Source organism: Thiopseudomonas denitrificans, from assembly GCF_002866065.1.
Classification (GTDB): domain Bacteria; phylum Pseudomonadota; class Gammaproteobacteria; order Pseudomonadales; family Pseudomonadaceae; genus Thiopseudomonas; species Thiopseudomonas denitrificans.
This window is the reverse complement of record NZ_LNJZ01000009.1, coordinates 272,013-285,564: the sequence shown is the minus strand read 5'-3', so window position 1 is coordinate 285,564 and position 13,552 is coordinate 272,013. Positions and strand designations below refer to the sequence as shown.

Genomic DNA, 13,552 nt, shown 5'->3' with positions numbered 1-13,552 from the left:
TTGCATGCCACCCATCTAGGCAAGAATGTCACTGATTTGCATGGTCGGAACTCCGTAGCCGATGGCCTATTTGAGCAGCTCGGCCGGAATGTTGCCGCCGTTTGCGGCGATGCGCGTCAGCACCTGCTTGTGCAGCCACATGTTCATCTGGGCCGAGTCGCCCATCAGCTCGGCAGGGCAGCCCAGCTCGGTGGCCAGCTCCTTGCGGGCGGTCAGGCTGCTGTCCAGGTCCAGCAGCTTGAGCAGGTCGACGATTGAGGTTTTCCAGTTCAGCTTTTGCGGATTGGCGGCGGCCTTCTGCTCCAGCTGGGCCACCACGTCAACCACGGCAATGGCGCTGGTGGCCGGTGCTTCGGCAGCTTGCGGGGCGGGCGCTGCGGTGTTTTCTGCGGCATTGGCGCTACCGATCCCCAGTGCGCTGAGGACTTTATTGAAAAAGGACATGGTTGTCTCCCTGTAGATCATTGAGAACGGATAGCGCCGGCCTGCCGGCATCCCGCGGTAGTGGCCTGAGCCAGCGCGAATGATAGCGCGTTTTGCTCGGGAGGCACGAAAAATCGATTTTTGAGTTTATTCTTTCCATGGGCGGCACAGTTGCACAAAAAAGCCAGGGAGCATGATATTCAGCTGCTGGGTTGCTCTCCCTGCATTGAGGGATTGTTTCTGCGCTTGCTGGACAAAAAAGTACCAGATAGCTCGACAGCCTGTAAGAAAGAACTGGCCAGGCATCTGGTAGCAACGCTGACTGAACCCGCTGACTATGGATTGTGGTGTACATCAGACTTGTTGAGGCATAAGCAGGGGGTGAATGAGTTGCAGGAGTTGCTGGCCATTTTTTGTATGCCATAAACCCGACGGCTGTTGTAGGTGCTACCTCCGGCTTTTGGGCCGGGTGTTCTTGCTTGCTTTTTAGCCGGTACTTCTGCAACCGGCTGCTGGGCTTGTCGGGGATGGAGTATTCAATCAGTCCCTGTTCCAGCGCCGGGTTGATGTAGGCAGTGCGGACGTGCTTTCTGTTTTTCAAATCAAGCCGTTTGGCAATATCCAGCGTACCCAGCTCACCATGCTGGCGTAGCAGCTCCAGCAGCTCCGCGACTTGGGGGGTGACTTGGGGGGGTGACTTGGGGGGTAGACTCTGCCCCTGACGCTGCCCCGGCGCTGAAAGGAAAGCGCACTTCCATAAAATTTTCACTGAAATGAAAGATGCCCGGCTCGTAACTGCGCAGGATGCGGGCCATGCCGGAGCCGAGTTGTTCCACCAGCTCCAGATCACGAAATACCCGCATCAGCTCACGGTTGCGCGGCATGGAACGTCCGGCCAGACATTCATCCACGCTCAGACCGTTGATCAGCCCGCCGTAGGACGTAATGCACAGACGGTCGGCGTAAATTTCCACCACCGGCATCACCTCGGCACTGTAATCGTTGTGCACCATGGCGTTAATCAGCGCCTCGCGTAGTGCGCGCTCATCCAGCAGGCGGTGCTGTTCACGCTCGGCAGCGCCGGTGATACGGGTCAGGGTGCGGTTTTCGATATTGAGCTTGCCCAGCACGCTGTGGGTTGCCTTGACCAGCGAGCAGAAGCCGTATTCCTCGTTCTCGATCAGGTCGCACTTGTCAGTACCGGCATACTTGGCCACCTTGACCGACAGATTGTTGTTGTCAGCCAGTAAATAGGCCACATAGTTCAGGCTATGGCCGTCCGGCGTGTACAGGTCAAGGTTGTGCAAAAAGGCATCGTTAATCTCGAAACCTTTTTCCTGGTAATAGATTTATCAGGTAGTCGAGGCTGTCCTTGCTGTAGAAACCGTACACCGGGCGGTAGCTGTTGTACTGGCTGTCGTCCCAGATGAAGCTTTCGTAGCCGTTGCTGTAGAAGATGACCGGGCGCTGGCCGGTCATGGTTTGCAGGGCATCGGCATACAGGCGCGCCTGTTCGCGGCCGGCTTGCAGGCTGACATTGCCGGATTTTTTCGCCTCCACCACGGCCAGCGGCTTGCCGTTGTCGCCCCAGAGTACATAGTCGGCAAAGCCGTTGCCGGACGGGTTGTGCGGAAAGTCGAGGCGGTATTCCAGGCTGACCTGCTGGCTGTTCTCTACATTCCAGCCGGCTTGCAGCAGCATGCTGTCGATCAGCAGGCGGCGGGTGGTGGCTTCGTCCCAGTGCAGGCTGTCGGCCACCTGCTGGCTGTGTTGCTGGCGCTTGTGCTGGTCAGGTTTGGCAGGGGCTTCCAGGGCCGCCTGTTTGCTGCGCTCCTGCTCAAGCTGTTCGGTGAGCTGTTGCAGCGCCTGCTGTTGTTCCTGGAGCTGCTTTTCGTAGCTGGCCACCGACTGTTGCAGGCTGCCGGTGCGGTCGGATGGCTGGGTGAAAACGGGCAGCTGGCTGGCGCTGTGGCCGTAATAGCTGACCGCCATGTACAGGGCCAGCTGGTGGGCGCTTTTCAGTGCTTGCATGGCTCTGGCCGGATCGCCCAGTCCGCCGTGGGCGGTGTCGTTGCCCTGCATGCGCAGAAAGTGCAGCAAATCGAGCAGGGAGCGGTTGGCGCAGGCGGTAAACACGCTGTCATTGAGCAGCTCGTACAGGTTGGCTTGCGGCAGGCGCGGCAGGCGTTCTTCCTTGTAGATGCTTTTGACGGTTTCTTCGGCAAAGGCGCGCAGGCGGGTTTGTGCAGCGCCGGGGTCGATGTGCAGGGTGGCTTCGGCCAGGCTGCCCAGCTCGGCCAACAGGCGGTTGTGCGGGCGCAGGAAGTCGAAGTTGCTGGCGGTGGTCATGTCTGCTGGATACCTTCCGGTGGAATACATGCGGGAATGGTACGGGATTATAGCCGTTGCTGCCGCCGGATGTGCTGTCGTGCAGGCTGGCCCGTGCAAACGGGTATCCCTGCTTTTTCTGTGGCTGCCAAAGACTTGCTACCAAAGTGCCGCCTGGTGCCTGCCAAAGCAGCCTGTGGCAGGGTGCCGGCAGGTTTCTATACTCGGGGGTGTAATCCTTTGGTATTCCTGCCCGTCTGCCTTGAGTACAGCGGCGTGGAATAAAACAAGAATAAAGAGACATGCTGAGCAGGGCGGGTGCGCGACAGGATTTTGTTGTTTCCGGGTGCTTTTCAGGGGCATGGATGGCCAGTGCACAGTCAGCCGCTTATGCCATGCCTTTGAAAACAGGACGACATCATCATGAGTAGTCAATTTCCGTGTTTTGCCCTTAAGCCGGTTCAGGTTCTGGCCGTTGCCGTCAGCCTGCTGGGCAGCGGCATGGCCTGGGCACAGGAGCCGCTCAACCTGCCGGCACAGGTGATTCTCGGCGGTGGCCAGGACACTACCGATCAGACCATGCCGCTGGCGCGGCATACCTTGCAGATGCAGGACGAGCAGGCAACCCAGCTGGGTGCCAACCTGTCCGAGTCGCTGCAGCGGGTGCCGGGGCTGAGTGCCTTCAATCGTGAAAACTACGCCCAGGACTTGCAGATCTCGTCGCGCGGCTTTGGTGCCCGTTCGCAGTTTGGCGTGCGTGGCGTGCGACTGGTACAGGATGGCATTCCGCTGACCATGCCGGACGGGCAGGGCCAGCCGGCGCTGTTTGACCTGGATGGCCTGCAGCGGCTGGAAGTGCTGCGTGGGCCGTTGACCACCCTGTACGGCAATGCCTCCGGTGGCATCATTCAGGGCTATACCGCCGATGGCCCGCAAACCCCGACGCTGGATGCCCGTGTGGCCGGCGGGCCGGACAGCCTGCTGCGCTCGCGCATCCGTTATGGCGGCCAGCATGGCGATCTGAACATCAGCGGCAATGCCTCGCGGTTGTCCACCAACGGTTATCGTGATCACAGCAAGACTCACCGCAACGTGGCCAACCTGCGTCTGGGCTGGGATATCAATGAGCTGTCACGTCTGACACTGGTGTTCAACAGCCTGGACCAGCCGTTGTCGCAAGACCCGCTCGGGCTGACCGCCGATCAGGTGCGTGAGGATCGTCGCCAGGTGGCCGCCGTGGCCGAAACCTTCAATACGCGCAAGTCGGTGCGACACCAGCAGGTGGGTATCAACTACCAGCAGCAGCTGCACAATGATGACGAGATTACCGTCATGCTGTATGGCGGCAACCGTGAAATGCTGCAGTACCTGGCGTTCAAGAATAATGGCGTGGTGCAGCTGGACCGCCGCTTTGGCGGCGGCGAACTGGGCTGGAAACGCCAGACCGAGCTGTTCGGGCTGCCGGTCGAGCTGGCCTCGGGCATCACCTACAACTATCAGGGCGAGCAGCGCAAGGGCAAGGACAACGAGATGGGCGTCAAGGGCCAGCTCAAGCGCAAGGAATACAACCGTACCGTCAGCCGCGAAGCTTATCTGATCAGCACCTGGGAGCTGGCACCGCGCTGGCAGCTGGTGGCCGGTATCCGCCATAACCGCTTCAAGTTCGACTCCCACGACGACTTCCTTGCCGATGGCAAGGATGACAGCGGCAGCACCAAATTCAACAAGACCAACCCCGCCGCTGGCCTCAACTGGCAGTGGACAGACCAGCTGAGCCTGTATGTGGCAGCAGGGCAGGGTTTTGAAACCCCGACGCTGCAGGAAGTGGCTTACCGGCCGGATGGCCAGACCGGCTTCAATAGCAGCATCAAGCCCAGTGTGTCACGCAATGGCGAGCTGGGTGCCAAGTGGCGCTCGGACAGCACACGGATTGACGTGGCGCTGTTTCACACACGGGTCAAGGACGAGATTGTCACCTTTGCCAACGTCAATGGCCGCGCCACCTATGCCAACGCGGCACGTTCCACCCGCAAGGGGCTGGAGTTCAGCATCGAGCAAAAGCTGGCCTACGGCCTGACCGGCTACCTGGCCTATACCCTGCTGGATGCCAAATACGACAGCTATAACGGCCAGAGCGGCAAACACAACGGCAAGACCCTGCCCGGTGTTGCCCGGCACACCTATTACAGCGAGCTGGCCTGGCAACCGCCGCAGTTACCGCTGGAAACCGCCATCGAGCTGCAGGGCATGAGCAAGCGCTATGCCACCGATAGCAACCAGCACTCCACCAGCGGTTACCATGTGTTCAACTGGCGTGCCAGTTACCGGCATGCGGTGGGCGGATTCTCGTTCGAGCCGTTTGTGCGGGTCAACAACCTGAATAACAAGGCTTATATCGGTTCGCTGATCGTCAACGGTTCGGGTGATCGCTACTACGAGCCTGCGCCAAGGCGCAACTGGCTGGCGGGTGTCGGCGTGGAGTATCGCTGGGACTAGAACTGTCCTGGCGCAGGCACAGCCTTGCCGGTATTGCCGGCAGGGCTGTGGCAGAGGGCAAACAGGCTGGCATGAAGTTTACCGGGCCGTGCTGGCAGCGCCCGGACTCCGCCGGTACGGGCCACCGGCACAGGCTCATTGCTTGCGCAACAGCAGCCACAGGCTCCACAGCAGCATCAGTACGAAGCTGATCATGCTCATCTCGGCGATGTTCAGACCGAGCAGGGTCCAGCCACGCTCGGCACAGTCGGACGAGCCGTACAGCATTTTGGCAATCACATCCTTCAGGGGAAAGGCTTCCAGCATGAACTCCAGCGGTGGCAGGCACTCGGGCAGCTGGTCCTTGGGCAGGTGCTGTAGCCAGATCTGCCGGCCGGCGGTGGCGATGCCGCCAGCAGCCGTCAGCAGCATCAGTCCGGCATAGATGCGGCGACCAGTGGTTTTCGGGTTGTGCAGGAACGCCAGCAGGGCGATAGCGCCAAACAGCATCACCTCTGCCCGCTGCACGTAACACAGGGGGCAGGGTTCAAGGCCCAGACCGTGCTGCAGGTAAAGCGCTATCAGCATCAGCAGTGAACAGCCGGCAAAGGCCAGCAAAAACATCAGACGAGGCTGCAGAAAAGACATGACCGGCTCCGGCGGAAATAAAGAGGCGGCCATTTTTCTGCAAGCAGTGCAATGAGTCAAGGCATGTGTAGCCAAGCGGTATTTTATGTTGCCGAGTGGTTGCAGAACACTTTTGCCGGCTGCAGGGCGGTGCTTGCCGGGCGGGACAAACATGGTGCAAATCAAGGGAAACTTGGCGACCGGCCTGTTATGATGTGGACCGAAAAAGTCCAACTCTTTGTGTAAAGGCAGAAGAAAAGCATCATGTCAGTCCGTGAAATCCGTATCGCCACCCGTAAGAGCGCTCTGGCCCTGTGGCAGGCCGAGCACGTCAAGGCCCGCCTGGAACAGGCCCATCCCGGTTTGCAGGTGACCCTGGTACCCATGGTCAGCCGTGGTGACCAGCTGCTGGACTCGCCACTGGCCAAGATTGGCGGCAAGGGCCTGTTCGTCAAGGAGCTGGAAGCTGCCATGCTCAATGGCGAAGCCGACATTGCCGTACACTCGATGAAAGACGTGCCGATGGAGTTTCCCGAAGGGTTGGGCCTGTACTGCATTTGCGAACGTGAAGACCCGCGTGATGCCTTTGTTTCCAACAATTACGCCAGCCTAGATGATCTGCCGCAAGGCAGTGTGGTGGGTACTTCCAGCCTGCGGCGTCAGGCCCAGCTGCTGACGTTACGTCCTGACCTGCAGATCCGCTTCTTGCGTGGCAACGTCAACACCCGGCTGGCCAAGCTGGATGCCGGCGACTATGACGCCATCATTCTGGCCGCTGCCGGCCTGATCCGCCTTGGCTTTGCCGACCGTATCCGCAGTAGCCTGAGCCATGAAGACAGTCTGCCGGCCGGTGGGCAGGGTGCGGTGGGCATCGAATGCCGTACCGCCGATAGTGAAATTCATGCCCTGTTGCAGCCGTTGCAGCATGCGGATACGGCCGACCGCATCATTGCCGAGCGGGCACTGAACAGGCATTTGAATGGTGGTTGCCAGGTGCCGATTGCCTGTTATGCCGTGCTTGAAGGTGACGAGCTCTGGTTGCGTGGCCTGGTGGGCCAGCCTGATGGCTCGCTCATGCTGCGTGCCGAGGGCCGTGCTCCGCGTGCAGAAGCCGAAGCGCTGGGTATACGGGTGGCTGAAGAGCTGCTGGCACAGGGTGCCGGTGAGATCCTGGCCCGGATTTACGCTGACGAGGCACCGGGCCAGTAATCATGGTGGCGACCTGGCGTGTCCTGATTACCCGGCCGGCTGCAGACAATGCCGTGCTGGGGCAACTGCTGGGTGGGTATGGCATTTATAGCCACGGCATGCCGCTGCTGGACATGCAGCCACTGCCCGAGACCCCGCAGCAGCGCCAGATACTGCTGGAGCTGGACCGTTACAGCACTGTGGTGGTGGTCAGCAAGCCGGCAGCCCGTTATATGCTGCAGCGGCTGGACCAATACTGGCCGCAACCGCCGTTGCGGCCGCAATGGTTTACCGTTGGTGCGGCCAGTGGCGAGATTCTTGCCGATTACGGCCTGAATGTGTGCTGGCCGACAACAGGCGACGACAGTGAGGCGCTGCTTGCGCTACCCGGGTTTGAACGCTCGCTGCAGCAGCCCGGCCCGCGGGTGCTGGTTGTGCGGGCTGACCAGGGGCGCGAATTTCTGGCACAAAGCATGGCGGCGCGCGGCATCATCGTGGACTTTTTGCCACTTTACCAAAGGTTCATGCCTGAATACCCTGATGGAGTTTTATTGCAGGCGGTTTCAGAACATGCACTGAACGGACTGGTTGTCAGCAGTGAGCAGGGCTTGCACAACCTGATCCGGCTGGCCGGGCCGGACTGGGCGACCCTGTGCCGGCTGCCATTGTTTGTGCCCAGTCCGCGAGTTGCACAAACGGCACGTGATCTAGGTGCCCGGCAGGTGATCGATTGCCAGGGCGCAAGCAACCAGGCCTTGCTGGCCGCACTTCAGCGTAATGCTCCGGCACAGCCCTAGAAGGACGAGATGATGAGCAAAGACAATAAACACAAGCGTACCGATAAAAAATCACCACAGGACCAGATCCAGCCGGCAGTACCGGAGCAGGACGGGCAGGAGCCGGTTGAAGCGTTGCCGGAGCAGCCGGTTGCCGATGCCGAAGCGGCCGTGGACAGTGCAACGGCGGATGAAGCCGGGTCTGGACAGGGCGCGCGTGCGCCGGCTGATGATAAAGCTGCAGAAGCCGAGCCTGCTGCTGAAGAGCCGGGCAGTCATGCGGCCCCGCCGGTCAGGTCATCTGCTGGCGGCACGGGCCTGTCGGTACTGGCATTGCTGGTTGCCCTGGCCAGTGCCGGTGCGAGTGGCTGGATGTGGTATCAGGGACAGCAGGCGGCTTCGGCTCCGGCTGTTGTGGCAGCGGCCGATCACAGTGCCGAGCTGCAGCAACAGGAACAGAAGCTGCAACAGCTGGAACAACAGACGGGCAGCTACCAGCAACAGCTGGGTGGTCTGGAGCAGCAGCTTGGCCAGCTTGAGCAGCAAGTCGGCAGCTTGCCCAAAGCCGCCGAACTGGCTGAAAACCAGCGTCTGCTGGTACAGATGCAGTCCGCACAGCAGGCATTTACCCAGCGTTTCGAGCAGGCATTCGGCAACACCCGCCAGGACTGGCGGCTGGCCGAGGCGGAACACCTGATGCGCATGGCGCATCTGCGACTGGCCGCGCTGCAGGACCTGAACAGTGCCCGCTACCTGCTGGAAGCGGCAGACCAGATCCTGTTTGAACAGGATGATCCGGCCGCTTTTGCCGCCCGCGAAGCGCTGGCACAGGCGCTGGCCGATGTGCGTGCGTTGCCCAAACTGGACCGGGCCGGCGTGTTCATGCGTCTGGGCGCCCTGCAAAAGCAGGTCGGTAAACTCGACCAGATGCTGCCCGGCTATAGTGCCGGCAGCGGCGATACCGGCAGTGTCGACTGGAACAAACTGCTGGACAAGGCCTCCAGCTACATTCGCCTGGACATCAACAGCAACACCGATGACATCAAGCCCTTGCTGTCGAGCCAGCAGCTGACCCATATCCGTCTGGCGGTCAGCCTGAGCCTTGAACAGGCACAGTGGGCGGCGCTTAACGGGCTGCAGGATGTATATGATCAGGCCGTGGCGCAAGGCATCGAGTTGCTCGACCAGTACTTTGCACAAGACCACCAGGCCGCCGGCAGCATGCGTACCCAGTTGCAGGAGCTGGCAGGCGCGCGGGTCAGCCAGGCCATGCCTGACATCAACCCGGCACTGGTGGCCCTGCAAGGCTATATCCAGGAGCGCACCCTTGAGCGTCGTGCTCCACGGGAGGCGCAATAATGAAAAAACGTACTTTTCTGCTGTTGCTGATAGCCATCCTGCTGGCTGCCGGACTGGGCATGCTGGTGGTGGAACATCAGGGCTATGTGCTGATCACCTGGAAAAACATCCGCTTCGAATCCACCCTGTGGGTGTTTCTGGCCTGCATTGCGGTCCTGCTGGCCGGTTTGTACCTGCTGCGCATGCTTGCCTGTGCCGTGCTGGCATCGCTGGGCTGGGTCAACCCGTGGTCGGCCCGCAACCGCAAGAAGCGGCTGGACGAAGCGGTCAACCAGGGCATGCTGGAGTTCTCCCGCGGCAACTGGCAGCCGGCGTTGCGCCAGTTGAGTCATGCGGCGAAAACCAGTCCGCAGCCGCTGCCCTACATTCTGGCGGCGGCGCGTGCCGCGGAAAAACTGCAACAGCGTGATACCGCCGACCAGCTGCTTGAAGAAGCCCGGACACGTCTGCCGGAGAGCGATCTGGCGATCATTCTTTGCCAGGCCGAGCTTTACCAGCAGCGCGGCCAGCAGGAGCAGGCACAGCAATTGCTGCAGAACGCCCAGCGGCACAACTCCGAGAACCCCGAACTGATCGAGCGCCTGTACCATGTCCTGCTGGACAACCGGGACTGGGGCGGGCTGATCGGGCTGGTGCCGGACCTGTACAAGATCAAGTCACTGAGCGAAGGCGAGGTGAAGGCGATCGAGCAGCGTGCATGGCAAGGCCGGTTGCAGGCTGCCGGCGACCTGCAACAGCTGAACAAGGTGTGGAACCCCATGTCGTCCAGCCTGCACCGCAATGCATCAACCGTGCTGGCGTACTGCAGCCAGCTGATCACCCTGGGACACGCCGGTGAGGCCGAAGGATTGCTGCGCCAGCAACTGGAACAGAATGTCGATGTGGCCCTGTTGCAGGCGTATGCACAGATCCCCCATGCCGATCCGGAGCGCGCCCTGCAGACGGCAGAGGGCTGGTTGCGGCAAGTGCCCGATGATGCCATGGCGCTGTTTGCCCTGGGCCGGCTGGCGGTACAGGCGCGGCAATGGGGCAGGGCGCGGGACTATTACCAGTCCAGCCTGGAGCGCCGGCCGACTCCGCAGGTATATGCTGAGCTGGCGCGCCTGCTCAACCAGATGGGCGACTACAAGACCGGCAACGAGCTGCTGGCTACCGGCATTCGCCTGCTGGAACGCCAAAACGGCGACCGGATCGACTAGCAGCCATTCACTGATCTACGGTAGAAAATGGAAAAGCACCTGCCCGGGTGCTTTTCTGTGTGTGGGCAGAGCCTTGTATCCTTGGGCTACAGCTTCCCGCCCAGTGGCACCTGCCGTTCACGTCCGAAGCCGCGCGTGCTCAGGCACGGGCCCGGTGCCGCCTGGCGGCGCTTGAATTCGTTGCGGTCGATCATGCGCGTCACGCGCTGCACCCAGCCGGCATCGAGGCCGGCATCCAGCAACTGTTGCACGCTGCGGCTTTCTTCCACATACAGGCGCACGATCTCGTCCAGCAACGGATAGGGTGGCAGGCTGTCGCTGTCTTCCTGGCCAGGGGCCAGCTCGGCGGTGGGCGGGCGGGTGATCACCCGTTCGGGGATGGCCGGACCCAGCGTGTTGCGGTATTCGGCCAGCCGGTAGGCCAGGGTTTTCGGGATGTCCTTGAGCAGGGCGAAGCCGCCGCACATGTCGCCGTACAGGGTGCAATAACCGACCGCCATCTCGCTCTTGTTGCTGGTGGTCAGCAGCAGGGCACCCGAACGGTTGGACAGCGCCATCAGCAGCATGCCGCGGCTGCGCGCCTGAAGGTTCTGCTCGGTGGTGTCCTGCGCGGGGGCTGGCCATTGTTCCAGCAGCGGTTGCAGCTGTGCGGCAAAGGGTTCGACCAGCGGCGCGATGGGGGCCACATGATAGGCCACGCCCAGGGCGCGGGCCTGCTCGGCGGCATCATCCTGGCTGATCTGCGCGGTGTAGTGATAGGGCATCATGACCGCCGTCACCCGGTCGGCACCCAGTGCGTCCACCGCCAGTGCCAGCACCAGCGCCGAGTCGATGCCGCCGGACAGGCCAAGCAGGGCACCGTTGAAACCGCAGGCTCCGGCATAGTCATGCAGCGAGGTCACCAGCGCCTGCCAGGTCAGGGCTTCGCTGGCAGGAAGGGCTGGTGCCGGGCCGGCAGCCGGGTCAACGGCCAGCAGCGCTTCGGCAAAGCCTGTAGCCCGTTGACGCAGCAAGCCGTCGGCATCCATTACACAGCTATGGCCGTCGAATACCAGCTCGTCCTGTCCGCCCACCGGGTTGACCTGTGCCAGCGGGCAGCCCAGCTGGCGTGCGATTTTTGACAGCTGCTGCTCCCTTGCAGGCAGGCCGTCATGGTGGAAGGCGCTGTCGCCCAGATTGATCAGCAGTGTACAAGGCCGGGATGCCAACTGTTGTTGCAACTCTGGCCGGAACATCTCGTCACCCAGGGTGATGGCCAGCTGCATGCCTTGAAACTCCAGCCAGGGCAGGCTGCTGCCGGGCGTGAAATAGCGTTGCTGATTCTGCAGCGGGTCGGGTGACATCCATTGCTTGTCATGGCTCCAGAGCAGCCGGCCCTGATGGAACAGGCAGGCACTGTGATACAGGTGGCCGTCGGCAAAACGGGGCATGCCAAGCAGGAAAGACTGTTGTTCGCTCAGTGTACACAGGGTTGGCAGGGCGTCTTGCACGGCCTCTGCCACATGCGGGTACAGCCAGCGGTCCTGCAGGACATGTCCGGTCAGGGCCAGCGAGGGAAAGACCAGCAGGTCGCTGTGGCCGTCATCCTGCCGGATGGCATGTTCGATATTGGCCAGGTTGGCAGCCGGGTCACCGGAGTGGATGCGGATCTGGGCCAGGGTGATGCGGGGCAGGGCGGGCATGCGGTCAATCCTGTGGGCAGGGAACAAGGCCGCCAGTTTAACAAACCGGCGGCCTTCCGGTCATGCCGGTTACCAGGTAACCCCGACACCCATCAGGTAGCGGCGGTCGTTCAGGTCGCCTTGCTGGCTTTTGACTTTTTCCCACTCGGATCTCAGGCTGAACGAGGCCCAGCTGTTGATCTTGTAGCGCAGGCCGGCTTCGTTATCCAGCGTGTAGCTGACGGCCGGCGTGAAGGGCAGGCCCACTTCGCCCTGGTAGTACAGCTCCAGGGTCTTGGCGAGGAAATAGCGCCGGTAATCCCAGCTGGCGACCAGCGAGTTGAAGTGCTCGCGCTCGTCATTGGCAAACCTGTAGCGGTTATGGGTAAGCAGTGTGCTGGCAGAAAAAGCACCCAGTGCATTGTCCCAGAACTGGAAGCCCGGGCCGGTACCCAGGGTGCTCTGGGTGCGCACATCTTCGAGGCGGTCGTGGGTGTATTTGCCCTTGCCTTTCCAGAACCAGCGCTCGGTCAGGAAGTAATCCAGCCCGTAGCCGCCGGTATAGCGGTCGGTTTTTCTGCTCTCGTTTTTGGTCTCGTGTTCGTACTGGGCGTCAAAGCCGTGCCGCCAGCGGCCATGGCGCAGCTGGCTGGCCAGCTTGAGATCGTATTTGTCGGAGTCGTTTTCGTTACGGTTGAAGTCTGCCGCCAGGTGCAGCGAGCCGCTCCAGAGCAGGTCGCTGACCAGCTTTTTGGGCTCGTGGGGGGTAAGCTGATGAATTGATGCGATGGGGCTGGCCTGCTCTCCGCCCTCATACACCAGGCTGACGCTGCCGGCCTCGCTGCCGTGCAGCCGGGCCAGCCGGCCATCGTCACTGCGCTGCTGCCTGACCAGAAATTGCTGGTCGCTGTCGAGGCTGGCAATCTGCTTGATGTCCAGGGAGAGGGTGCCGGCATAGGCCGTTTTGACTAACAACCGCCCGCCATCCAGCAGTACAATGGTGCCGCTGATGCGGTCACCGTTGTTCAGGGTGACGGTATCGGCCCAGACTGAACTTGCCAGTCCGCAACAGCTCAAAGCTGCGTAAAGAAACAGGGTGCGCATAAAGAGTAAAGCCGTTTGATGAGGTTGGAGTGGAAGACGCAATGGATGGTGGTGGCGCTAGGACGCCGGTCACCGCAAAAAAGTTCACCGATGCCGCCCGGCGACGGGAAATGCTCTATGCTGCGCTGGCACAGGTGCCGGCAGGCAAGGTGGTTACCTATGGCCAGCTGGCCGAATTGGCCGGGCTGGGCCGCGCCGCACGCTGGGTTGGTACCCAGTTGAGCAACCTGCCGGATGACAGCCGCCTGCCATGGCACCGGGTGATCAACCAGGCCGGACGCCTGAGCGTGCCCGAAGGCAGCGAGAGTTGGCTGGAACAATGCCAGCGTCTGCGTTGCGAGGGTGTTCAGGTCAGCAATGGACGGGTATCCTTGCCGCGTTACCGTTGGCAGCCATAAGACAATTCCGGACG

The 13,552-nt window shown here is 61.4% G+C and carries 13 protein-coding genes; 6 read left to right on the top strand and 7 right to left on the bottom strand.

The genetic code is table 11. The features are described from left to right. Positions 1–66 precede the first annotated feature (66 nt). Genes AR306_RS10505 through AR306_RS10495 form a run of 4 tightly spaced genes read right to left on the bottom strand, consistent with a single transcriptional unit; the run spans position 67 to position 2,772 of the window. Positions 67–444 (bottom strand): DUF3597 domain-containing protein, encoded by a 378-nt coding sequence (locus AR306_RS10505; protein ID WP_101497522.1) that lies wholly within the window; start codon positions 442–444, stop codon positions 67–69. Further along, positions 428–1,042, bottom strand: coding sequence for a Fic family protein (locus AR306_RS13745; protein WP_407071213.1), 615 nt, complete (start codon positions 1,040–1,042; stop codon positions 428–430). The genes AR306_RS10505 and AR306_RS13745 overlap by 17 nt, the downstream gene beginning before the upstream one ends. A 16-nt stretch (positions 1,043–1,058) precedes the next feature. Next, the gene (locus AR306_RS10500; protein ID WP_206168003.1) at positions 1,059–1,730 is read right to left on the bottom strand and encodes an ATP-binding protein; all 672 of its coding nucleotides are present in this window, start codon (positions 1,728–1,730) and stop codon (positions 1,059–1,061) included. A gap of 10 nt (positions 1,731–1,740) precedes the next feature. Beyond that, positions 1,741–2,772 (bottom strand): type I restriction endonuclease, encoded by a 1,032-nt coding sequence (locus tag AR306_RS10495; protein ID WP_101497520.1) that lies wholly within the window; start codon positions 2,770–2,772, stop codon positions 1,741–1,743. Positions 2,773–3,174: 402 nt separating this feature from the next. On the opposite strand from AR306_RS10495, the gene AR306_RS10490 reads away from it, so the two are divergent. Then, on the top strand, positions 3,175–5,247 hold the full coding sequence (locus tag AR306_RS10490) for a TonB-dependent receptor family protein (protein ID WP_101497519.1): 2,073 nt from the start codon (positions 3,175–3,177) through the stop codon (positions 5,245–5,247). A gap of 135 nt (positions 5,248–5,382) precedes the next feature. Here the strand turns inward: AR306_RS10490 and AR306_RS10485 are convergent, their stop codons facing one another. Then, positions 5,383–5,874 carry a disulfide bond formation protein B gene (locus AR306_RS10485; protein WP_101497518.1) on the bottom strand — a complete coding sequence of 164 codons (492 nt, stop codon included), beginning with the start codon at positions 5,872–5,874 and terminating at the stop codon, positions 5,383–5,385. Between the two features lie 243 nt (positions 5,875–6,117). Here AR306_RS10485 and hemC point away from each other — a divergent pair, with 243 nt between their 5' ends. From hemC to AR306_RS10465, 4 genes are read left to right on the top strand one after another with little or no spacing between them, the layout of a single operon-like run. After that, positions 6,118–7,062 carry a hydroxymethylbilane synthase gene (hemC, locus tag AR306_RS10480; RefSeq protein WP_101497517.1) on the top strand — a complete coding sequence of 315 codons (945 nt, stop codon included), beginning with the start codon at positions 6,118–6,120 and terminating at the stop codon, positions 7,060–7,062. A 5-nt stretch (positions 7,063–7,067) separates the two neighbouring features. Further along, entirely contained in the window at positions 7,068–7,838 is a 771-nt protein-coding gene (locus AR306_RS10475) for a uroporphyrinogen-III synthase (protein WP_101497998.1), read from the top strand. A gap of 12 nt (positions 7,839–7,850) precedes the next feature. After that, on the top strand, positions 7,851–9,176 hold the full coding sequence (locus tag AR306_RS10470; RefSeq protein ID WP_166627820.1) for a uroporphyrinogen-III C-methyltransferase: 1,326 nt from the start codon (positions 7,851–7,853) through the stop codon (positions 9,174–9,176). Beyond that, positions 9,176–10,375, top strand: coding sequence for a heme biosynthesis HemY N-terminal domain-containing protein (locus AR306_RS10465; protein ID WP_101497515.1), 1,200 nt, complete (start codon positions 9,176–9,178; stop codon positions 10,373–10,375). The genes AR306_RS10470 and AR306_RS10465 overlap by 1 nt, the downstream gene beginning before the upstream one ends. 86 nt (positions 10,376–10,461) lie before the next feature. On the opposite strand, the gene AR306_RS10460 is transcribed toward AR306_RS10465, so the two are convergent. Both AR306_RS10460 and AR306_RS10455 read right to left on the bottom strand, forming a co-directional pair. Continuing rightward, entirely contained in the window at positions 10,462–12,057 is a 1,596-nt protein-coding gene (locus tag AR306_RS10460) for an NAD+ synthase (RefSeq protein ID WP_101497514.1), read from the bottom strand. 69 nt (positions 12,058–12,126) lie between these two features. Beyond that, positions 12,127–13,140, bottom strand: a complete 1,014-nt coding sequence (locus tag AR306_RS10455; protein ID WP_101497513.1) for a DUF481 domain-containing protein — start codon at positions 13,138–13,140, stop codon at positions 12,127–12,129. 41 nt (positions 13,141–13,181) lie between these two features. On the opposite strand from AR306_RS10455, the gene AR306_RS10450 reads away from it, so the two are divergent. Further along, complete coding sequence (locus tag AR306_RS10450; RefSeq protein ID WP_101497512.1) at positions 13,182–13,538, top strand: MGMT family protein; 357 nt, start codon at positions 13,182–13,184, stop codon at positions 13,536–13,538. Positions 13,539–13,552 lie beyond the last annotated feature (14 nt).